Genomic DNA, 20,415 nt, shown 5'->3' on the forward strand with positions numbered 1-20,415 from the left:
AAGAGACGCAAAGGTGCGTCACTCCTTACTTTCGTTCTCGTGGCATTCGCTTGTGCGTACCGCCTCGAGCGATCTTGGTCCGACTGGGAAAGTTTTTCTCCTGCACAGCCGGTGGATGGGAAAACAGCAGGTCAGAGCTGTCCCGCAGAAGGTGTCGAGGGCTTGTTCACAGCGCTGTCCACCGGGTCGTGCACAGGTTTGGCGGAGTTCTCCACAACATCCGGCCGCTTGTCCACATGGCCTGTGGATAACCAGATTGGCTGACGCCTCCCGGGGCCCTACCGTGGTGCGGCGCCCACTCTGTTCGCCGGCCTTCCGAACCGTCATAAACCTGACACGCCTGAAGCGGAGACGGGCCTCTCATTTGTCAGTGCCGTCCCTTAGAAAAGAGGGGCACGGCGAGGTCCGCTCGGCGGACGGGAGGAGGTCGCTCGGTGAGCATTTCCGAGCCCTTGGACGACCCGTGGGCCGACAGAGGGCCCAGTGATCGTCTGCCCACCTCCCGCCGCTTCGACTCGGGGCCTGGCCGCGACGAGCAGCACGACCGGGGCCAGGACCGGGGCGCGTGGGACGACGGGGGCTCCTCCTTCGAGCGACTCCCCCCCCAGGACCTGGACGCCGAGCAGTCGGTCCTCGGCGGAATGCTCCTGTCCAAGGACGCCATCGCCGATGTCGTGGAGATCCTCAAGGGCCACGACTTCTACAAACCGGCGCACGAGACGATCTACCAGGCGATCCTCGACGTCTACGCCAAGGGTGAGCCCGCCGACCCCATCACCATCGCCGCCGAGCTCACCAGGCGCGGCGAGATCAACAGGGTGGGCGGCGCCTCCTACCTCCACTCGCTCGTGCAGACCGTGCCGACGGCGGCGAACGCCGCGTACTACGCGGAGATCGTCCACGAGCGTGCGATCCTGCGTCGTCTCGTCGAGGCCGGTACGCGCATCACGCAGATGGGATACGCGGCCGACGACGACGTCGACGAGATCGTCAACCGTGCTCAGGCCGAGGTCTACGCGGTCACCGAGCAGCGCACCAGCGAGGACTACCTGCCGCTGGGCGACATCATGGAAGGCGCGCTCGACGAGATCGAGGCGATCGGCTCGCGCAGCGGCGAGATGACCGGTGTGCCCACCGGATTCACCGACTTCGACTCGCTGACGAACGGCCTGCACCCGGGCCAGATGGTCGTCATCGCAGCGCGCCCCGCGATGGGCAAGTCGACGCTCGCGCTGGACTTCGCGCGAACGGCGTCGATCAAGCACAACCTGCCCAGTGTCATCTTCTCGCTGGAGATGGGGCGCAACGAGATCGCGATGCGTCTGCTGTCCGCCGAGGCCCGCGTCGCCCTGCACCACATGCGCTCGGGCACGATGACCGACGAGGACTGGACGCGGCTGGCCCGCCGGATGCCGGACGTCTCGGCCGCTCCGCTCTACATCGACGACTCTCCGAACCTGTCGATGATGGAGATCCGCGCCAAGTGCCGGCGACTGAAGCAGCGCAACGACCTCAAGCTGGTCGTCATCGACTACCTGCAGCTGATGCAGTCCGGTGGCTCCAGGCGTGCCGAGAGCCGGCAGCAGGAGGTCTCGGACATGTCCCGCAATCTCAAGCTGCTGGCCAAGGAGCTGGAGATCCCGGTCATCGCGCTCTCCCAGCTCAACCGTGGCCCCGAGCAGCGCACCGACAAGAAGCCGATGGTCTCCGACCTGCGCGAGTCGGGCTCCATCGAGCAGGACGCCGACATGGTCATCCTGCTGCACCGCGAGGACGCCTACGAGAAGGAGTCGCCGCGCGCCGGGGAGGCCGACCTGATCGTCGCCAAGCACCGCAACGGCCCGACCGCGACGATCACGGTCGCCTTCCAGGGCCACTACTCGCGGTTCGTGGACATGGCACAGACCTGAGCGGCGTCTGGCTAGGTTCTCAAATGATCTACCAAATGAGCAGGCCTCAGGTTAAAAGGTTGACGAATGGGAGCCATTTGAGCCAGGCCAGTGTTAAATCGACGCTGGCGCCCCGGATGCATGAGTAGTGGTGATTCGGTGCCCGGGTGGCCCGGGCCTCGTGGAGGGTCTCAGATTTCGTGGCCAAATCTCACGAGCGATGGCCAAGCGATGGCATATCTGACACGAATCTGAGACTGGCAGGTCAAGCCGCCCAGACGATCCCGGCTGAGGAAATGCCACGACGGTGAGAGGAAACACCCATCCAAGCCGTGAGACAGCGGGCAGCTGCTCAGCGCCTCGTCTCGTACCTGGTCAGGACCACGCCGCCGGGAAACGTCCGCGTCTCCACCAGGTTCAGGTTCACCCAGCTGTCCAGCGCGGTGAAGAACGGCGTGCCGCCGCCCACCAGGACCGGATGGGCGACGATCGCGTACTCGTCGATCAGCCCGGCGCGCATGGCCGCCCCGGCGAGCGTTGCGCCGCCGATGTTCATTGGGCCGCCGTCCTCGGCCTTGAGCCGGGTGATCTCGGCGATCGCGTCGCCGGTGACCAGGCGGGTGTTCCAGTCGACCTTGTCGATCGTCGAGGAGAACACCACCTTCGGCGTGTCCCGCCAGTTCCGCGCGAACTCGATCTCCGCCGGGGTGGCGCCCGGCTGCTGGTCGCCGGTCGGCCAGTAGGAGCTCATCGTCTCCCACAGCTTGCGCCCGTACAGCGACAGGCCACTCGCCTGCTCGTGGTCGAGCCACCACTGGAACAGCTCGTCGCTCGGCGGTCCGCTCCAGCCGATGTCGTCGCCGGCCGCGGCGATGTAGCCGTCCAGGGTCAGGTTCATGCCGTAGATCAGTTTCCGCATGGCTCAGCCTTCCGTCCGTGGGTGTCCGGCGTATAGACCAGCGCGGCGCGGGAAACTCATCGGTGCGCGATCTGGGCTCGCCGGTGGTCCTCGTGCTCGGGGCTCAGCGTGGTGTACTCGGCCGACTCGGGCAAGCCGCCTGATCTCGACCTCGCCAGGAAATGCCACGGATTTGAGACTGATCATGGGTGACAAGGCCGTGAGACAGCCAAGAACGCCCAGGTCACGCAAGATCGACATGTCACGAGCGGCGATACCCTACAGTCCCGCGGTCCGCCGCGGCTGTCGCCGTGTCCGCCGGAAAAGCGCTCGACGTGCGCGGGCGCACCGGATGGAGTGAGGGCATGACGATTTCTCAGGATGGATTGCTTCCCGGTACGCGCCGGGCGCTGTCGCACCGGATCGCCGTGGCACAGACCGAGGGGCGGGCGCCGTCGCTCGTCGCCGCGGTCGTGCGCGAGGGGCGGACCGTCTGGCATGGCGCGCGGACATCGGTGGAGGGCCACGGACCGGACGAGAACACGCAGTACAGGATCGGCTCGATCACCAAGACCTTCACCGCCGTGCTCGTCCTGCGGCTGCGCGACGAGGGTGTCCTGAGCCTGACGGACCCGCTGGAGAGGCATCTGCCGGGCACCGGCGTGGGGGAGGCCACGATCGCCGACCTGCTGGCGCACACGGGCGGGCTGGCCGCCGAGTCGCCCGCGCCGTGGTGGGAGAGATCGCCCGGAGCTCTGCGCCCCGAACTCGCCGACGTACTGGGCGAGGAGCCGCTGCGGCATCCGGTCGGCCGTCGGTTCCACTACTCGAATCCCGGCTACACCCTGCTGGGCGCGCTCGTCGAGGAAGTGCGCGGTGCCGGCTGGGAGGAGGTCCTTCGGAGTGAAGTGCTCGAACCCCTGGGACTGAACCGCACGGGCGCTCACCCCGAGGCGCCGTACGCGGGCGGCTGGGCGGTACATCCCTGGGCCGATGTGATGCTGCCGGAGCCCGCCGAGGACCTCGGCCGGATGGCTCCGGCTGGGCAACTGTGGTCCACCACACGGGATTTGGCTCGCTTCGCCGCCTTCCTCGCCAAGGGGGACGATCGAATTCTGAGTGCCGATTCGCTTCGGGAGATGCGGACTCCGGCGGCTCCCTCCCAAGCGGCGGATGTGGTCTCCGGGTACGCGTACGGCCTGGGGCTCGAACTGCGGCGGTGGGGCGACCGGCTCCTCGTGGGGCACAGCGGGTCGCTCCCGGGCTTCCTGGCCTCGCTCACCATCGATGCGGAGGAAGACGTGGCCGCGGTCGTGCTGGCCAACTGCACGTCCGGCCCGCTGCCCGTCACGGTGGGCGCCGACCTCGTGCGTATCGTCGCCGACGCGGAGCCGCGGATTCCCGAGCCCTGGCGGCCGTTGCGGGAGATCGACCCGTCGGTACTGGAGCTGGCGGGGCAGTGGTACTGGGGGACGTACGGCTTCGGCCTGCGGCTGACCGCTGACGGGCTCCTCTCGCTGGAGCCGCTGTCCGGCAGCGGCCGGCGTGCACGGTTCCGGGCGAACGGTGACGGCACCTGGACGGGGCTGGAGGGCTACTACGCCGGTGAGGTGCTGCGGGCGGTACGGCGGCCGGACGGGTCGGTGGACCACCTGGATCTCGGGTCGTTCGTGTTCACGCGCCAGCCGTACGACACGAAGGCTTCCGTGCCCGGTGGCGTGGACCCGGAGGGGTGGCGAGGCATCGGTTAGGGCCCGTCCGGCATGATCCGCCGGACGGGTTCCAGGGGCCGGGGGTCAAAGTCGCAGTTTGAAGCCCAGGTGCGAGGCTTCGAAGCCCAGCCGTTCGTAGAAGCGGTGGGCGTCGGCGCGGGTTCGGTCCGACGTCAGCTGCACCAACTGGCAGCCCTGGCGTCGTGATGCGTCGATGGCCCACTCGATGAGCTGCGTGCCCAGGCCGCTGCCGCGCTCGTCGGAGTGGACGCGGACGCCTTCGATGATCGACCGGGTGGAGCCGCGCCGGGACAGGCCGGGAATGATCGAGAGCTGGAGCGTGCCGACGACGCGGCCCTCGCTCACCGCGACCATCAGGTGCTGGTGGGGGTCGGCGCTCAGCCGCTCCAGCGCGGTCAGATAGGGCGCGAGGTCGTCCGGGGACTCGCGCTGCGCGCCCAGCGGGTCGTCGGCGAGCATGCCGACGATGGCGGGCACGTCCCCGGCGACGGCCGGCCGTATCTCAAGATCTGTCATGTACCGCACTCTACGGTGCGATCACGGCCTGCTCCGGGGCGTGCGTGTGCGCGCCGTTCGTCCGTGGCGGCTTCCTCAACCCGCCGCCACGGTGAGGGGGGCGAAGCGCCGGCTCCAGTCCCCGGGGAGTTCCGCGATGCCGTAGGTCATGACGGCGTTGCGGATCACGGACACCAGTCCGCGTTCCTTCAGCCAGGCCAGCAGTTCCTCGTGGCGTACGTCGATGTCCGTGCGCAGCGGGCGGCTGGTGTGGGCGGCGAGGGAGGTGAGCAGGGCTTTGGCCGTCTCGGTGTCCCGGGCGATCAGGGGACCCACGACATGGGTGTCCATGTTGGGCCAGGCTGCGGCGTAGCCGATGATCCGGCCGTGGGCCTCGGCGACCCGTAGCTGGTCGGCGAACGCGGGAAGCCGGGTGATGAGGGGGGTGCGATCGGTGCCGAAGACCTCCTCGTCGAGCCGGAGGATGCCGGTGAGATCCCCGGCGGTGGCCGCTCGCGTGGCGATACGAGGGGGCTGCTCGTCCGGTGCCGGCGTGAAGCGTCCGAGTACCATCTCCGCCCACCCGGTGACCTTGAAGCCCAGCTCCTCGTACAGCGGACGGCCGTGCGGCGTCGCGTGGAGGGTCAGGGGTGTGGTGCCCGCCGTCGAGACGACATGGCGCATCATCCGGCGTCCGATGCCCCGGCGGGCATGTCGTTCGGCGACCAGGACCATGCCGATGGCGCCCAGCTCCGGGCGGTCCTGCGGTCCGTACGTGGTGAGGACGCACGCGGCGGTGAGTCCCCCGTTCGGATCGTCGATGCCGTAGCCCGTCCCGGCTGTCAGGAGGAAGCCCCACTTGTGCTCCTCACGCTGCCATCCCCGGTTCTCGGACAGGTCGGCGCAGGCGGTGAGATCGCGAAGCGTCAGACGGCGGATGGGGGAAGGGGCAGGCGAAGGAGTCGACACGCAGGTCAGGCTGTCCGACGGGCACCCTCGGCGTCCAGTTGTTTCCGACCGGATGGGCGTGGTTCTGGCCATGCGGTGGTCATCTGCGCGGTCCAGGGACAGGCGCGTCGGTGTTTCACGTGAAACGTCCGGTTTCTCAGCCGAGGTCAGGTGCGTGCATGGCGCGTACGCCCTCGATGTTCCCGTCCAGATAGTGCCGCAGGGACAGCGGGACCAGATGGACGGAGGCGATGCCGACCCGGGTGAACGGCACCCGTACGATCTCGTACGCGCCGGTGGGCTCGTCCACTTCGGGGCCGTGCCGCTGGGAGGTGTCCATGGACTCCAGCCGGCAGACGAAGAAGTGCTGCACTTTCACACCGGTCGCACCGCCGCTCTCGCCGATGTGCTCCACGGTGTCCACAAAGCAGGGCACCACGTCGGTGATCTTGGCGCCGAGCTCCTCGTGGACCTCACGATGCAGAGCGTCGACGACGGTCGTGTCCCCGGGCTCGACTCCGCCGCCGGGAGTGACCCAGTAGGGATCGACACCGGGCTTTGTGCGCTTGATCAGGATCAGGTCGTCACCGTCGAGGAGAACGGCACGGGCGGTGCGCTTGACCACGGGTCGGACGGTCATGGGAGAAATGTGGCCCGGCTGGTTCCAGGTGAAACATCGCGCGACGCCGCAGCCCTCGGGGCATGGCGTTCCGCTGGTGGCTCAGGACCAGTCGGCGGCCGCACGCAGTAGCCACTCGTGGGCCCGCGCGATGTGCGGCATCGCCAGCGTGCCGGTCCGGACGACGAGGAAATAGGTGCGCAGCGGCGGCACCGCCGGTTCGTGGAGGGCCACGACCTCTCTCCGCTCCAGGGCCGCCGCGCACAGGTACCGGGGCAGTACCGCGAGCCCGGCGCCCGCCACCACGCAGGCGAGGACCGCACGCAGGTCGGGGACGATCACCGTGCCGGACGCCGCCGGCCGGGAGTCGAAGACCGAGGCCCAGTAGCGGGAGGCGAAGGGAAGCGACTCATGGACCTCGACCAGGGGAATGGTCTCCGGAGGGGGTACGACCTTGTGGCGCGGCTTCGGGGAGTCGGTCCGCTCGGCCCAGCGCGGGGCGGCTACCAGGACGTGTTCCTCGTCGCACAACGGAGCCGCCGTGAGCAGTCCGCCGCGCGGCCGGACCGTGCTGATGGCCAGATCATGATGTCCGGCGGACAGGCCGTCCAGGGTTTCCTCGGCGGTTCCGAACGAGGTGCGCAAGGCGAATCCCTGCTTGTTGTCGCCGGTCAGTCCGGTCAGTCCGGTCAGCGCGGGCAGTGCCCGCTCCGCGGTGAATTCCGGTGGACCGGCCAGATGCAGGGTGCGTAAGGAGGATTCGTCGTCGAGGCCGGATTCGGTGATCTCCAGCAGGGCGTCGAGATGCGGCGCGGCCTTGTGGGCGAGTTCGTCGCCGATGGTCGTGGGCGTCACGCCACGGGCCCGGCGCAGGAACAGGGGGCGGCCCACCTGCCGTTCCAGCGTACGGATCTGGGAGGTGACGGCCGGCTGGGAGAGGCCGAGCAGCGCTGCGGCCCGGGTGAAGGAGCCCGCCCGGTGCACAGTCACGAACGTGCGCAGCAACGCCAGATCCATGGCGCACCCACCCCTCTCGGTGCCCTTCGCGCGGCCCCCGGACCCGCCCAACTATAAATATGTCGATAGGTCTCTGTCGCTACCGTGATTGGACACTGACACTCAGTCAACTAGCCTTGTTCGCGCGGTTCTACGCGCGGGAACCGGAGGACGGTCCGAGCCACGAGGGGGGAGGCTCGGACCGTCCGTCGTGCGCGGCCGGCGACCTGCCGGTGGCCGCAAAGCGGTCAGCGGGCCGATTCGTCCAGTGCCCGGAGCACATCCGCCACGAGATCCTCGGGGTCCTCGGCACCGACGGACATCCGGATGAAGCCCTCCGGCACCGCGTCCCCGCCCCAGCGCCCGCGTCGCTCGGCCGTGGAGCGCACCCCGCCGAAGCTCGTCGCGTCGTCCACGAGCCTGAGTGCGTCGAGGAAACGCTCGGCACGTGCGCGCGTGGGCAGAGTGAAGGACACCACGCACCCGTAGCGCCGCATCTGCTGTGCGGCGACCCTGTGCGAGGGATCGTCCGGCAGCCCCGGATAACGCAGTCCGGTCACCTCGGGGCGCCCGCGCAGCGCCTTGGCGAGTGCCAGGGCGGAGGCGTTCTGCCGGTCGACGCGCAGGTGCAGGGTGGCGAGGGAGCGGTGTGCGAGCCATGCCTCCATCGGGCCCGGGATCGCACCCACGATCTTGCGCCAGCGGCGTACGGCCGCCATGGCCTCGCCGCCGCGGCCGGCGACGTATCCCAGCAGGATGTCGCCGTGTCCGGTGAGCTGCTTGGTGCCGCTGGCCACCGAGAAGTCCGCGCCGAGCGCCAGCGGCCGCTGCCCGAGCGGGGTCGCCAGGGTGTTGTCGACCGCGACCAGGACCCCACGCTCGTGTGCCGCCTGAACCAGCCGCCGGATGTCGCAGACGTCGAGCCCCGGGTTCGACGGGGACTCGATCCACAGCAGCCGTGCCCCGTTCAGCACGTCGAGCTGGGCGTCCCCGCCGGTCGGCGCGGTACGTACCTCGATGCCGTACGCCTGCAGCTGTTCGCCTGCCAGGGGCAGCGCCTGGTAGCCGTCGCCGGGCAGGACCACCGCGTCCCCCGCGCGCAGCTGGGAGAAGAGCACCGAGGAGATGGCGGCCATGCCGGAGGCGAACACCAGTGTCTCCACGCCGCTCCGCCCGGGCGCTTCCAGCTCGCCGATGGCGCGCTCCAGCAGGGTCCAGGTCGGGTTCTCGTCGCGGCCGTAGGTGTAGGGGCCCGTCGGATCGCCCGGCAGATGGTAGTGGGCGGCGAACACCGGCCCCGGAAGCGTCGGCTCGTGTTTGACCGGCTCGGGCAGTCCGGCCCGCACCGCGCGCGTGCCGTCACCGGTGTCGGCGGGGGAACAGGAATCCTTCCGAGCACCGTCCGGGCCGTTCGCCGCGGAATCGTTCATGCCGCCCTGCCCTCCTTCGTTCGGCCCGTCATCGGCCACTCAGTCCTCGTCCGGCAGGACCATGTGCAGGGCCCAGGAGACGACCGAGACGACCAGACCGCCGAGGACGGCCGTCCAGAAGCCCTCGACGTGGAAGCTCACCTCGAGCTTGCCGCACACCCACGACGTGAGCAGCAGCATCAGCGCGTTGACCACCAGGGTGATCAGGCCGAGCGTCAGGAGGAACAACGGGAGGGTCAGCACCTTCACCACCGGCTTGACCAGGAAGTTCACCAGGCCGAAGACCAGGGCGACGGCGATCAGCGTGCCGGCCTTCCGGGCAGTGCTGTCGCCGGTCAGGGTGATCTTGTCGAGCAGCCAGACGGCGACCGCCAGGGCACCCGCGTTGACGATCGTCTTGACTACAAAATTCTTCATGTGTCTGATCGTGGCAGACGAGAACGGTGACGAGCACGGGCGAGGGCGATGAAGGCATTCCGGCTGGACGAACTGGAGGCGGAACGAGCCGCCAACGAGGGCGCCTACCTTCAATTCCTGCGGGAGCGGAACATGTCGGTCGGTCTGTACGCCCTCGACGCGGGCGACCACGACCCGCAGAAGCCGCACAACCAGGACGAGGTGTACTTCGTCGTGAGCGGCCGTGCCTCGATCACGGTGGGTCCGGAGACGACCCAGGTGGCGCGCGGCAGCGTGGTCTACGTGCCGGCCGGAGTCGCCCACAAGTTCCACCACATCAGCGAGGATCTGCGGGTCTTGGTGGTGTTCTCTCCCCCGGAAGCCTGAGACGCCGTCTCGGGGTTCCCTAGGGGAACGGTCAGGGGAGGACAAGGGGTGCGGGGGCCCCACCGGACCCCTGGCCGTCCTAGCATCGAGTGCAGGACATCCGAAGGGCCCGTACCGGGGGGTGCGGGACACCGACAGGGCCGGCACAAGGCCGGTGGAGAGATGAGGACGAGGGCAATGCGAGAGATCTTCGCGGGTCTGCCGTGGTGGGTGAAGTGGATCGCGGTGCCGGTCATCGCCCTGGTCGTCTTCGGCGGCCTGATAGCGAGCGTGGTCGGCTTCGTGATCAGCCTGCTGTTCAAACTGCTGGTCTTCGTGGCCCTGGTCGGCGGACTGGTCTACACCGTCCGGAAGTTCATGTCGAGCTCGTCCTCGCGCAGCGACTGGTGAGAGCCGTGGGGCACCGGTGACCGGTAACGGGAATCGCCGGTTCCCTCGCGAGAGGGAAGTTTTCCGGACAGTCCGTCTGTGAGTGGTGGCGGACGGATAAGGTCCGGAAATCGACGCGGGGCAGGTCCCCGCGGGCGGCTCGCACCCCCACCCGTGCTCCCGGCACGGCTGCCCCCTCGCGCTACGGGAGTGACCCTTGGCCACGGTTGACACCGCACCCGCAGAACGGCACGCGCCCCCCGCGCCCCGGGGGCCGTCCCGTTCCACGGCACTCCCGGCGCAGCCCCGCTCATCGCCCCCCGTGGAGCAGCCCCGCGCCGCGGTCCCGGATCAGCAGCCCCAGACTCTCATCGGGTCCGTGCAGCGCGCGATGCGCCTGCTGGAGTCCGTCGCACGGCACGAGCAGGGAGCACCTGCCAAACAGCTCGCCCGCGAGACGGGTCTGGCGCTCCCCACCGCCTACCACCTGTTGCGCACCCTCGTCCACGAGGGCTATCTGTACCGCGACCGGGGCCTGTTCTTCCTGGGCGAGGCGGCCGAGCGGCTGGGCAGCAGCGGAGCGGCGCAGAAACGTCGCAGCGTGGTTGTCGAGACGATGGCGCGGTGGCGGGATGTGATCGGCGCGCCGGTGTACTACGCGATGTACCGCGACGGCGAGATCGAGATCATGTGCGTCTCGGCCTCCGCGGCCCACCCGGCGGTCGAGGAGTGGGCCGACTTCCGTGAGACCGGGCACGCGCACGCGGTCGGCCAGTGCCTGCTGTCTCAGCTGGACGACGGCGCCCGCCGCGACCACCTCGGCCGTTACCCCGTGCTGTCCCTCACTCCGTACACGGTCCGTGACGAGCACAGCCTGCTGCGGCGCCTGGAGCGGACGCCGCGGATGGAGCCGGTGACCGAGCGGCAGGAGTACGCGCTGGGGGCGGTGTGCGCGGCGATTCCCATCACGGTGGGCACCACGGCGGCCACCATGGCCCTGTCTCTTCCCGCACACCAGGCCGACCGGCTGCTGCCCGCCGCGCGACAACTGCAGCGCGAGGTGGGACGGTGTCTGGGCTCTCTGGCGCTCTCTATCAGCATCTGAAAACTCACTCCTTGTGATCTGTTGTGTACTTTCAGCAAGATGCACCAGTGTTACGGGATGGGTTCCCGGCCAGTCGACGGCAAATGACGGGGTAGCGATGCGCGAGTCCGTACAGGCAGAGGTCATGATGAGCTTTCTCGTGTCCGAGGAGCTCTCCTTCCGCATTCCGGTGGAGCTGCGGTACGAGACCTGTGATCCCTATGCCGTGCGGCTGACCTTCCATCTTCCCGGCGACGCCCCGGTGACCTGGGCGTTCGGGCGGGAGCTCCTGATCGACGGGGTGGGCATGCCGTGCGGGGACGGCGATGTGCGCATCGCGCCCGCCGACACCGGTTCGCTCAGCGAGGTCCTGATCCGGCTTCAGGTCGGTGGCGACCGGGCGCTGTTCCGCTCCTCCACGGCGCCGCTGGTGGCGTTCCTGGACCGCACGGACAAGCTGGTGCCGCTGGGCCAGGAGGGCGCGCTGGCCGACTTCGACGCCCATCTCGACGAGGCTCTGGACCGTATCCTGGCGGAGGAGCGGAGCACGGGCTGAAGCGTTACGGCATCCGTACACGGGTGGTGATGCAACGCTTGACCGCGTTCCGCAAGGGTGCAGGAACGGTTCACCAGCCGGGTGCCGGCCCGCACCGGGTCATCGCTTGCGACGCCTGCCCCTCCTGCCCCGTGCCGGAGCGGGCACGGCGGCCGATCCGGCGGCCGGTCCCTGGTCGCCGCGGTCGGCCGAGACCATGAGCGCCGCCAGGGCCGTGGTGACCGGAACGGAAGCAACCAGGCCGATCGAGCCCACCAGTGTGCGCACGATCTCCTCGGCGACCAGCTCACTGTTGGCGACGGTCCCCACGCCGCTCTGCGCGATGGAGAAGAGCAGCAGCAACGGAAGCGCGGCACCCGCGTACGCGAGGACGAGGGTGTTGACCACCGAGGCGATGTGGTCGCGCCCGATGCGGATGCCCGCGCGGTACAGCGCACGCCGGCCCATGGAGGGATTGGCCTCGTGCAGTTCCCAGACCGCGGACGTCTGCGTGACCGTCACGTCGTCGAGCACTCCGAGCGAGCCGATGATGACGCCGGCCAGCAGCAGACCGCTCATGTCGATCGACGGGTACAGGCCGTGGATCAGCCCGGTGTTGTCGTCGGTGTTGCCGGTGAGCGCGGCCCAGCCGATGAACAGTGAGCCCAGCACGCCGATCAGCATCAGCGAGATCAGTGTGCCGAGCACCGCCACCGACGTACGGGCGGACAGGCCGTGACACATGTACAGCGCGATCAGCATGATGGCGCTCGACCCCACGACCGCCACGGCCAGCGGGTTCGAGCCCTGCAGGATCGCGGGCAGGACGAACAGGTTCAGCACCAGGAAGCTGACGGCCAGCGCGATCAGCGCCATGACGCCCCGCAGCCGCCCGACGGCCACGACGGCGAGTGCGAAGACACCGGCCAGCAGCGCCATCGGGAAACGCCGGTTGACGTCGGCGACCGAGTACTGCAGGTCCCTTGGCGCGGAGGGCTCGTAGGCGACCACGACCTTCTCGCCCTGGTGCAACTGGCGGGACTGGTCGGGCTGCACGATCTCGGTGAACGTACGGCCCTTGTCCTTGCCGGTGTCCACCCGGATCGTGGCCTTCTTGCAGGTGCTGGAAGCCTGTTGCTGTGCGGAGGAACCTTCGGCGGTGGAGGTGTCGCCGGTCGGTGCGGCCGCGGAGGCGTTCACCGACTTGCAGCTCACCTCGACCACCTGGGCGACGGTGGCCTGCTGCGTCTGCCGGTCGAAACCCACGCCGGTGCGCTCGTGCGCCGGGGCACCGCCCGGCCACAGCACGACGAGACCGACCACCACCGCGGCGGCGAACGGGATCAGGATCGCCGCGATGACCTTGCGGAGGTGCTTGGAGGCGGGTGCGGCCGGCCCGTGGTTGTGCGAGTGCCCGTGTCCGCCGCCGGTTCCCGGGCCGTGCCCGTGCCCGTGTCCGGTATCGGTGGCGTTCCGGCCGTGCCCGGGGCCGTGTCCGTGCCGCGGTTCGGGCGGCGGATGGGGGTGCTGCTGTGCCGTGGTCACCGCCCGATCATCGCAAGAACGGCGCAGGCCCACTGTTCACCGCGCCACACATGACGCTAGCGTGGAGGCACCTTTGCACACGCGGGAGCTCGGAGCACCGGGCTGAGAGGGCGCTGACCTCCGTCTTTGCGATGTTTCACGTGGAACACATGGTGTTTCACCGTGAAGCACCGGCAGACGGACACCGCTGCGTCGACCGCCGAACCTGTTACCGGGTAATGCCGGCGTAGGGAGTAGGTCTCATGACCGACAAGGACGTACGCACACCTGCCTCCACGCAGAAGTCCATCGGCTGGCACAAGGGGTACGTGGAGGGGGCACGTCCCGATCTGCGGGTGCCGGTCCGTCAGGTGCACCTCACCAACGGGCAGACGGTCACGCTGTACGACACTTCGGGCCCGTACACCGATCCACTTCTCGACACCGATGTCCGCAGGGGGCTGCCGCCGCTGCGGGAGAAGTGGATCGTCGCCCGCGGCGACACCGAGGACTACGCGGGGCGTCCCGTCCGCCCCGAGGACGACGGGATCAAGCACACCTCACCGCGCGGCGGTCTGCGCAACCTCGACGCGGTGTTCCCCGGACGGCCGCGTCAGCCGCGCCGCGGTCGAGAAGGCAGGGCGGTGACGCAGCTCGCGTACGCGCGCCGCGGCGACATCACACCGGAGATGGAGTTCGTGGCGATCCGGGAGAACGTCGATCCCGAGGTCGTCCGTGAGGAGATCGCGGCGGGCCGCGCCGTGCTGCCGGCCAACGTCAACCACCCGGAGATCGAGCCGATGATCATCGGCAAGCGGTTCCTGGTGAAGGTCAACGCCAACATCGGCAACTCCGCGGTGACCTCGTCCATCGAGGAGGAGGTGGAGAAAATGACCTGGGCGACCCGCTGGGGTGCCGACACGGTCATGGACCTCTCCACCGGCCGCAATATCCACACCACCCGGGAGTGGGTGCTGCGCAACTCCCCCGTCCCCATCGGCACGGTGCCGCTGTACCAGGCCCTGGAGAAGGTGGACGGCAAGGCCGAGGAACTGACCTGGGAGATCTACAAGGACACGGTCATCGAGCAGGCCGAGCAGGGCGTGGACTACATGACCGTCCACGCCGGCGTGCGCCTGGCCTACGTGCCGTTGACCGCGAACCGCAAGACCGGCATCGTCTCGCGCGGCGGCTCGATCATGGCGGCCTGGTGCCTTGCGCACCACAAGGAGTCGTTCCTGTACGAGCACTTCGAGGATCTCAGTGAGATCCTCGCCGCCTACGACGTCACCTACTCCCTCGGCGACGGCCTCAGGCCCGGCTCCATCGCGGACGCCAACGACGAGGCCCAGTTCGCGGAACTGCGCACGCTCGGGGAACTCGGCCGGATCGCCAGGCGTTACGACGTACAGACCATGATCGAGGGCCCGGGACATGTCCCGATGCACAAGATCAAGGAGAACATCGACCTTCAGCAGGAGATCTGCGATGAAGCACCGTTCTATACGCTCGGCCCGCTGACGACCGACATCGCGCCGGCCTACGACCACATCACCTCCGGCATCGGCGCCGCGATGATCGCCTGGTGGGGCACGGCCATGCTCTGCTACGTCACGCCCAAGGAGCACCTGGGCCTGCCCCACCGCGACGACGTCAAGACCGGCGTCATCACCTACAAGGTGGCCGCTCACGCCGCCGACCTCGCCAAGGGACACCCGGGTGCGCAGAAGTGGGACGACGCACTGTCCGACGCCCGCTTCGAGTTCCGGTGGGAGGACCAGTTCAACCTGGCCCTCGATCCGGACACGGCACGGGACTTCCACGACGAGACCCTCCCGGCGGAGCCCGCCAAGACGGCTCACTTCTGCTCGATGTGCGGCCCGAAATTCTGTTCGATGAAGATCTCGCAGGACATCCGCCGTGAACACGGCGTCGGCAGGGCCGAGATCGAGGAGGGCATGGCCCGGAAGGCGAAGGAGTTCGCGGCCGCCGGCAACCGGGTGTATCTGCCGGTCGTGGACTGAGCCCCGCCGCGTGCGGGGCGGGGAGGCGTGCCGGAGCCCTCGGGGTGAGGGCTCCGGTCACTCCGGCTGGTGGTCCGGACCTCCGAAGTCCGGGCTGGTGAAGTCGGGGCTGGAGAAGCTCGGACGAGGGCTCGGGACTCCGTCGTGGGGGCTGCTGAAACCAGGGCGGTCGTAGCCGAGTTGCGGGATGCGGCCGGACGGCGCCGACGGGTCCGTACGGGTCGGCGCGGGGGAGCCGGTGTCGGCGAGTGCGTCGCGCAGGAACGGCAGGATGCCTCGTTCGAGCAGGGCTTCGTGCCAGGCCTCCCTCGCCTGGACGAGTTCTTCGGCCGGTTCGCCGTAGGGTCCGGTCTCCAGCGGGGGACGGTTGCGCAGTGCGGTGAGCAGCAGTCCGGCGGCGGCCACGAGGATCGCGGCCGCGGTCACGGCACCGAACACCCAGCCCATAGTGATCATGGTCTGGGCGAAGGGCTGCGCCGGGTCGAGCATCTTCAGGATGTAGCCGACGAGCAGGAAGAGGGCGGCGGCTATCCCGGCCAGGACGGGGGCGAGCACCGCCGCGACGGCGCCCGCGCCCGCGCCGGTGGTCTCGACGACCCCCTCCACGGTGGCGGCCAGTCCGGTTCCGTCCGGCTCGGCGGAGCCGGACCGGCCGGTGGTGGACAGGGTGGCCGACACCGGCCGGCGCAGCTCCTCGCGGATCTTGACGTAGTGGTGGTATTCGGTCGCCGCGGCCGCCGTGATCAGAGCGGTGGCGCCCAGTGCCATGGTGCGCAGTTGTTCCGAGTTGAGCCGCTGTCCGACAGCGGCCAGTTCCGGACGGTGAGGGGCGGAGCGCAGCGCCTCATCGAGGATCCGCTCGTATTCCTGGCGGTCCTCGCTCAGCAGGTGCTGCGGAACGCTGTTCATGTGCATCCCCCGATGCTCCGTAGGGCTTGGGGCTCGCGCGGCGGCGAGCCGTCGGGCAGAAACGGAGGGGAGCCTGCTACGGATAAACCGATGGTAGAGCCGTGACGGTGCGCGGTGACAGGGGATTTCCACAAATTGGGTGCCGACCTGCGCGGTCGTCTCGGCAGGGCGGCTTCCCGGTGAACGGCCGGACTTACAGCGGAAGTTGCTGGACCAGCAGCTTTCCGGCCATGGTCACGCCGCCGTCCATCGCGATGGCGAGTCCGTCGGCGTAGACGTGCGGTCCCTCCACGACCGGGCCCGCGCTCTCGTCGTCGTCCTCGGAGCCGACCTGGCCCAGCAGATAGGGGATGGGGCTGTGGCCGTGAACGATTCGGGTGCCGCCGTACGTATGGAGCAGGGAGCGTACGGCGTCGGCGCCGCCCTCGTCGCGGAAGGAGAAGCGCTTGGTGAACTTGCGGAACAGGTCCCAGACCTCGTTCACGTCGTTGCGCGTGAGCGTCTCGCGGACGGTGTCGTTGACCTCTTCGATCGAGGCGCCGTAGTCGAGATAGGCGGTGGTGTCGGAGTGCACGAGCAGATAGCCGTCGACCTCCTCGACCGCGTCGAGGCGGGCCATCCACTGCAGGTGGTGGTCCTGGAGGCGGTCCATGTCGGACTTCTGGCCGCCGTTGAGCAGCCAGGCCGCCTGGAAGGTGGCGGTGCCCGCGCCGGAGTTGACGGGGGTGTCGCCGAACCGCTTGGCGCCGAGCAGCAGCAGCTCGTGGTTGCCCATGAGGGCCTTGCAGTAGCCGCCGGCGGCGGCCGCCTCGGCGGACAGCCGCATCACGAGGTCGATGACGCCGATGCCGTCCGGTCCGCGGTCGGTGAAGTCGCCGAGGAACCACAGCCGCGCGGTGCCCGCGCACCAGTGGCCGGCGGAGTCGATGAGCCCCTTCTCCTGGAGGGCGGCCACCAGCTGGTCGAGGTAGCCGTGCACGTCACCGACGACGTACAGGGGACCCGGGCCGGTGCCGGGCTGTGCGGCGGGCGCGGGGGCCGGGTCGACGGTCACCTGGACCGTGTCACCGCGGTTGATGACCGGCAGGTCGCGCTCGGTGGGCGTGTACGCGTCGGAGTAGCCCGTCCGGGCCGGCCGGGCCCTCTCGGCGGGAGGCGTGCTGTGGGCGTACGGACCGGTCTCGTTGACGTACGCGGGCACCCGGAAGTCGCGCAGCGTTGCCGTGCGCTCCACCTCGGGTCCCTGACCGGCCCCCTGAGTCATCGACCCCTCCACCATCGCGCCGCATCTGCACCGCTTCGGACTGCCTGGTCGCAGCGGCCCGCGGTGTCGTGGGCCCATCATAGGAATGCGGATCGCGCCATGTGATGACCCAGGGGTGGTGAATCGGGACAGGACTCCGGTTCGCCGCGGCTTTCGCCCCGTTTGACCGATCTACGGCGGTCCCGCGGTCGCCCCGTCCTAGTGCCCGTCCGATGTACGTGGTGGGCTGATCGTCCGGCGTTGCGGGCGTCGCTGGGACGAGGTGCGCACGATCAGCTCGGTCGGTACGACCTGCTCGACCGGGTGGTCCGACTCGACGCCTTCGATCGCGTCGATGAGGAGCTGGACGACCGCCGTGCCGATCCGGCGCGGCTTCAGGGACAGCGTGGTGATGGGGGGCTCGGTGCTGGCGTACACGGTGGACTCGCTGCAGCACACCAGCAGCAGGTCCTCGGGGACGCGCAGGCCGTAGCGACGGGCGGCGGCGAGCAGATCGGTGCCGTTGGGGTCGAACAGTCCGTAGACGGCGTCGGGCCGGTCGGGGCGGGCCAGCAGCCGGTCGGCGGCGACGGCGCCCGCGCACGGGTCGTGGGCGGGGTAGGCCTCGTAGACCGGGTCCTGGCCGACGCGCTCGCACCAGTGCAGGTAGGCGGTCGTCGACAGGCGGGTGTACGTGTCCGTGGTGGTGCCGGTGAGCAGGCCGATACGGCGGGCGCCGGCCTCGGCGAGGTGGTCGAGGATGCCGAGGACGGCGGCTTCGTGGTCGTTGTCGACCCAGGCGGTGACCGGGAGCGTGCCGGCCGGGCGGCCGTCGCTGACCACCGGTAAGCCCTGGCGGACCAGTTCGCTGACGACCGGGTCCTGGTCGGAGGGGTCGATGACGACCGTGCCGTCCAGGGCGACGTTCGACCACACGTCGTGGCGCGAGGTCGCCGGCAGGATCACGAGGGCGTAGCCGCGGGCGAGCGCGGCCGAGGTGGCGGCGCGGGCCATCTCGGCGAAGTACGCGAACTCGGTGAAGGTGAAAGGTTCATCCCCGTATGTCGTCACGGTCAGGCCGATGAGGCCCGACTTGCCGGTACGGAGGGTGCGGGCCGCGGCCGAGGGGCGGTATCCCAGCCGGTCGGCGACCTCGCGGACATGGCGTCGGGTGGCGTCGGGGAGCCGTCCCTTGCCGTTGAGGGCGTCGGAGACGGTCGTGATGGAGACGCCGGCGGCGGCGGCCACGTCTCTGATGCCCGCCCGGCCCGGCCGGCCGCCTCGGCGTGAGGTTTCCGCGCGGCTCACCTGGTGCTCCCCTGCTGCTGTCATGGCGAGCCGATAGTAGGGCTCATGCGGTGGGGTAGTGCGGACGCATATGCACTCGTTGACAGGCACGTTTCTGCATGGTCATCCAGGCCCAATTTCCTTTGAAACCATGTCAGTTAAGCGACGAGATGCCAGGACCTGACGTGGTGGCACGCATGGACCTGCCGAGCCCTCGATGTTTCGAAGAGGTCTCAACTCACCTTCACGAGGGATGCGCGCCACGGCGTGAGCCACCGGCGCGTAGATATATCCTGACGCGCCCCTCGATTCGTATGCCTTCGTATGGCGATGCCTCCGGTGTCAGTGTGACCCATGAGGTCAGCGCCGGTGCACCGCAGGTGGTGGCGTCCGACCCATACGCAGCGGCGCCCAATCCTCATAAGGTGTGCAGTATTGGAAGCCGGTGGTGATCACGAGGAGGACTGCGGTGAGCGAGACGAGCCCGAAGCTGCGTGCCGAGCTGGAGGGTATCCCCACCTACAAGCCGGGAAGGCCCGCCGCGGCCGGCGGCCCGGTGGCGTACAAGCTGTCCTCCAACGAGAACCCCTACCCGCCGCTGCCGGGAGTGATGGAGGCGGTGACGGCGGCAGCCTGCTCCTTCAACCGCTACCCGGACATGGCGTGCACGGCCCTGACCGGGGAACTGGCCGAGCGCTTCGGCGTGCCGGTCTCCCACGTGGCCACCGGCACCGGCTCCGTCGGTGTCGCCCAGCAGCTGATCCAGTCCACCAGCGGCCCCGGCGACGAGGTCGTCTACGCCTGGCGGTCCTTCGAGGCGTACCCGATCATCACGCAGATCAGCGGGGCGACCTCCGTGCAGGTGCCGCTGACCTCGGGTGAGGTGCACGACCTGGACGCGATGGCGGACGCGATCACCGACCGCACCCGTCTGGTCTTCGTCTGCAATCCGAACAACCCGACCGGCACGGTGGTGCGGCGGGCCGAGCTGGAACGCTTCCTCGACCGCGTGCCCTCCGATGTGCTGGTGGTGCTGGACGAGGCCTACCGCGAGTTCATCCGCGACCCCGAGGTGCCGGACGGTGTGTCGCTCTACCGCGACCGGCCGAACGTCTGTGTGCTGCGTACGTTCTCCAAGGCCTACGGCCTCGCCGGGCTGCGGGTCGGCTTCGCGATCGCCCATGAGCCGGTGGCGGCGGCGCTGCGCAAGACGGCGGTGCCGTTCGGTGTGAGCCAGCTGGCTCAGGAGGCGGCGATCGCCTCGCTGCGGGCCGAGGACGAACTGCTGGGCCGGGTCGGTTCGCTGGTGTGCGAGCGCACGCGTGTGGTCGACGGGCTGCGCGCGCAGGGCTGGACGGTGCCCGAGACGCAGGCCAACTTCGTGTGGCTGCGGCTGGGGGCGCGGACGGTCGCCTTCGCCGAGGCGTGCGAGCAGGCGGGCGTGGTGATCCGGCCGTTCCCGGGCGAGGGTGTGCGGGTGACCGTCGGGGAGGCCGAGGCGAACGACATCTTCCTGAAGGCGGCGGAGGCGTTCCGCAAGGAGGTCTGAGCGTCACGGCCGGGGCGGGCATCGGGACGAGTCCCGGGGTGCCCGCCCTGTTTGCTGCCGGCCGGCACGTCGCGCTCAAGGGGTTGACGCAGGAGGGGAC

19 protein-coding genes are annotated in these 20,415 nt (G+C 69.3%); 8 read left to right on the forward strand and 11 right to left on the reverse strand.

The window, feature by feature from the left end; translation table 11 throughout:
* Nucleotides 1-434: 434 nt before the first annotated feature.
* Nucleotides 435-1,910, forward strand: coding sequence for a replicative DNA helicase (dnaB, locus tag C1I97_RS00085; RefSeq protein ID WP_111001141.1), 1,476 nt, complete (start codon nt 435-437; stop codon nt 1,908-1,910).
* Between the two features lie 331 nt (nt 1,911-2,241).
* On the opposite strand, the gene C1I97_RS00090 is transcribed toward dnaB, so the two are convergent.
* A complete protein-coding gene (locus C1I97_RS00090) occupies nt 2,242-2,808 on the reverse strand; it encodes a dihydrofolate reductase family protein (RefSeq protein ID WP_111001142.1) in 567 nt (188 codons plus the stop codon).
* A gap of 344 nt (nt 2,809-3,152) precedes the next feature.
* Between C1I97_RS00090 and C1I97_RS00095 the strand changes: the two genes are divergently transcribed.
* A complete protein-coding gene (locus C1I97_RS00095) occupies nt 3,153-4,538 on the forward strand; it encodes a serine hydrolase domain-containing protein (RefSeq protein WP_111001143.1) in 1,386 nt (461 codons plus the stop codon).
* Nucleotides 4,539-4,583: 45 nt separating this feature from the next.
* On the opposite strand, the gene C1I97_RS00100 is transcribed toward C1I97_RS00095, so the two are convergent.
* The 6 genes from C1I97_RS00100 to C1I97_RS00125 all read right to left on the reverse strand — a co-directional run bounded on the left by C1I97_RS00100 (nt 4,584) and on the right by C1I97_RS00125 (nt 9,425).
* Nucleotides 4,584-5,036: a GNAT family N-acetyltransferase gene (locus C1I97_RS00100; RefSeq protein WP_111001144.1), complete on the reverse strand. Its 453-nt coding sequence runs from the start codon at nt 5,034-5,036 to the stop codon at nt 4,584-4,586.
* Nucleotides 5,037-5,111: 75 nt separating this feature from the next.
* Complete coding sequence (locus C1I97_RS00105) at nt 5,112-5,984, reverse strand: GNAT family N-acetyltransferase (protein ID WP_111001145.1); 873 nt, start codon at nt 5,982-5,984, stop codon at nt 5,112-5,114.
* 136 nt (nt 5,985-6,120) lie between these two features.
* Nucleotides 6,121-6,603 carry an NUDIX domain-containing protein gene (locus C1I97_RS00110; RefSeq protein WP_111001146.1) on the reverse strand — a complete coding sequence of 161 codons (483 nt, stop codon included), beginning with the start codon at nt 6,601-6,603 and terminating at the stop codon, nt 6,121-6,123.
* 81 nt (nt 6,604-6,684) lie between these two features.
* Nucleotides 6,685-7,599 (reverse strand): LysR family transcriptional regulator, encoded by a 915-nt coding sequence (locus tag C1I97_RS00115; RefSeq protein ID WP_111001147.1) that lies wholly within the window; start codon nt 7,597-7,599, stop codon nt 6,685-6,687.
* 227 nt (nt 7,600-7,826) lie between these two features.
* The gene (locus tag C1I97_RS00120) at nt 7,827-9,008 is read right to left on the reverse strand and encodes a cystathionine gamma-lyase (RefSeq protein WP_111001148.1); all 1,182 of its coding nucleotides are present in this window, start codon (nt 9,006-9,008) and stop codon (nt 7,827-7,829) included.
* Between the two features lie 39 nt (nt 9,009-9,047).
* The gene (locus C1I97_RS00125) at nt 9,048-9,425 is read right to left on the reverse strand and encodes a phage holin family protein (protein ID WP_111001149.1); all 378 of its coding nucleotides are present in this window, start codon (nt 9,423-9,425) and stop codon (nt 9,048-9,050) included.
* A 48-nt stretch (nt 9,426-9,473) separates the two neighbouring features.
* Between C1I97_RS00125 and C1I97_RS00130 the strand changes: the two genes are divergently transcribed.
* The 4 genes from C1I97_RS00130 (at nt 9,474) to C1I97_RS00145 (ending at nt 11,800) form a co-directional block, all read left to right on the forward strand.
* A complete protein-coding gene (locus C1I97_RS00130; protein WP_111001150.1) occupies nt 9,474-9,791 on the forward strand; it encodes a cupin domain-containing protein in 318 nt (105 codons plus the stop codon).
* 177 nt (nt 9,792-9,968) lie between these two features.
* Nucleotides 9,969-10,181, forward strand: a complete 213-nt coding sequence (locus C1I97_RS00135; protein WP_111001151.1) for a DUF5326 family protein — start codon at nt 9,969-9,971, stop codon at nt 10,179-10,181.
* A 301-nt stretch (nt 10,182-10,482) separates the two neighbouring features.
* Nucleotides 10,483-11,265, forward strand: coding sequence for an IclR family transcriptional regulator (locus C1I97_RS00140; RefSeq protein WP_258382346.1), 783 nt, complete (start codon nt 10,483-10,485; stop codon nt 11,263-11,265).
* A gap of 97 nt (nt 11,266-11,362) precedes the next feature.
* Nucleotides 11,363-11,800, forward strand: a complete 438-nt coding sequence (locus tag C1I97_RS00145; RefSeq protein WP_111001152.1) for an SsgA family sporulation/cell division regulator — start codon at nt 11,363-11,365, stop codon at nt 11,798-11,800.
* A 99-nt stretch (nt 11,801-11,899) separates the two neighbouring features.
* Here the strand turns inward: C1I97_RS00145 and C1I97_RS00150 are convergent, their stop codons facing one another.
* Nucleotides 11,900-13,324: a YibE/F family protein gene (locus tag C1I97_RS00150; RefSeq protein WP_111001153.1), complete on the reverse strand. Its 1,425-nt coding sequence runs from the start codon at nt 13,322-13,324 to the stop codon at nt 11,900-11,902.
* Nucleotides 13,325-13,566: 242 nt separating this feature from the next.
* Between C1I97_RS00150 and thiC the strand changes: the two genes are divergently transcribed.
* On the forward strand, nt 13,567-15,327 hold the full coding sequence (gene thiC / locus C1I97_RS00155) for a phosphomethylpyrimidine synthase ThiC (RefSeq protein ID WP_111001154.1): 1,761 nt from the start codon (nt 13,567-13,569) through the stop codon (nt 15,325-15,327).
* Between the two features lie 57 nt (nt 15,328-15,384).
* On the opposite strand, the gene C1I97_RS00160 is transcribed toward thiC, so the two are convergent.
* The 3 genes from C1I97_RS00160 to C1I97_RS00170 all read right to left on the reverse strand — a co-directional run bounded on the left by C1I97_RS00160 (nt 15,385) and on the right by C1I97_RS00170 (nt 18,811).
* Nucleotides 15,385-16,242 carry a hypothetical protein gene (locus C1I97_RS00160; protein ID WP_111001155.1) on the reverse strand — a complete coding sequence of 286 codons (858 nt, stop codon included), beginning with the start codon at nt 16,240-16,242 and terminating at the stop codon, nt 15,385-15,387.
* Between the two features lie 187 nt (nt 16,243-16,429).
* Nucleotides 16,430-17,515 (reverse strand): metallophosphoesterase, encoded by a 1,086-nt coding sequence (locus C1I97_RS00165; RefSeq protein WP_111001156.1) that lies wholly within the window; start codon nt 17,513-17,515, stop codon nt 16,430-16,432.
* A gap of 183 nt (nt 17,516-17,698) precedes the next feature.
* The gene (locus tag C1I97_RS00170; RefSeq protein WP_111001157.1) at nt 17,699-18,811 is read right to left on the reverse strand and encodes a LacI family DNA-binding transcriptional regulator; all 1,113 of its coding nucleotides are present in this window, start codon (nt 18,809-18,811) and stop codon (nt 17,699-17,701) included.
* 424 nt (nt 18,812-19,235) lie between these two features.
* Between C1I97_RS00170 and hisC the strand changes: the two genes are divergently transcribed.
* Nucleotides 19,236-20,315 carry a histidinol-phosphate transaminase gene (gene hisC, locus C1I97_RS00175; RefSeq protein WP_111001158.1) on the forward strand — a complete coding sequence of 360 codons (1,080 nt, stop codon included), beginning with the start codon at nt 19,236-19,238 and terminating at the stop codon, nt 20,313-20,315.
* Nucleotides 20,316-20,415 lie beyond the last annotated feature (100 nt).

Source organism: Streptomyces sp. NTH33 (genome assembly GCF_003236365.1).
Lineage (GTDB): Bacteria > Actinomycetota > Actinomycetes > Streptomycetales > Streptomycetaceae > Streptomyces.

Bases quoted from the DNA above. Each gene is read 5' to 3' on its own strand.
- C1I97_RS00090 (WP_111001142.1), bottom strand. From the start codon at position 2,808: ATGCGGAAACTGATCTACGGCATGAACCTGACCCTGGACGGCTACATC.
- C1I97_RS00095 (WP_111001143.1), top strand. From the start codon at position 3,153: ATGACGATTTCTCAGGATGGATTGCTTCCCGGTACGCGCCGGGCGCTG.
- C1I97_RS00100 (WP_111001144.1), bottom strand. From the start codon at position 5,036: ATGACAGATCTTGAGATACGGCCGGCCGTCGCCGGGGACGTGCCCGCC.
- C1I97_RS00110 (WP_111001146.1), bottom strand. From the start codon at position 6,603: ATGACCGTCCGACCCGTGGTCAAGCGCACCGCCCGTGCCGTTCTCCTC.
- C1I97_RS00115 (WP_111001147.1), bottom strand. From the start codon at position 7,599: ATGGATCTGGCGTTGCTGCGCACGTTCGTGACTGTGCACCGGGCGGGC.
- C1I97_RS00120 (WP_111001148.1), bottom strand. From the start codon at position 9,008: ATGAACGATTCCGCGGCGAACGGCCCGGACGGTGCTCGGAAGGATTCC.
- C1I97_RS00125 (WP_111001149.1), bottom strand. From the start codon at position 9,425: ATGAAGAATTTTGTAGTCAAGACGATCGTCAACGCGGGTGCCCTGGCG.
- C1I97_RS00130 (WP_111001150.1), top strand. From the start codon at position 9,474: ATGAAGGCATTCCGGCTGGACGAACTGGAGGCGGAACGAGCCGCCAAC.
- C1I97_RS00135 (WP_111001151.1), top strand. From the start codon at position 9,969: ATGCGAGAGATCTTCGCGGGTCTGCCGTGGTGGGTGAAGTGGATCGCG.
- C1I97_RS00145 (WP_111001152.1), top strand. From the start codon at position 11,363: ATGCGCGAGTCCGTACAGGCAGAGGTCATGATGAGCTTTCTCGTGTCC.
- thiC (WP_111001154.1), top strand. From the start codon at position 13,567: ATGACCGACAAGGACGTACGCACACCTGCCTCCACGCAGAAGTCCATC.
- C1I97_RS00160 (WP_111001155.1), bottom strand. From the start codon at position 16,242: ATGCACATGAACAGCGTTCCGCAGCACCTGCTGAGCGAGGACCGCCAG.
- C1I97_RS00165 (WP_111001156.1), bottom strand. From the start codon at position 17,515: ATGGTGGAGGGGTCGATGACTCAGGGGGCCGGTCAGGGACCCGAGGTG.
- C1I97_RS00170 (WP_111001157.1), bottom strand. From the start codon at position 18,811: ATGACAGCAGCAGGGGAGCACCAGGTGAGCCGCGCGGAAACCTCACGC.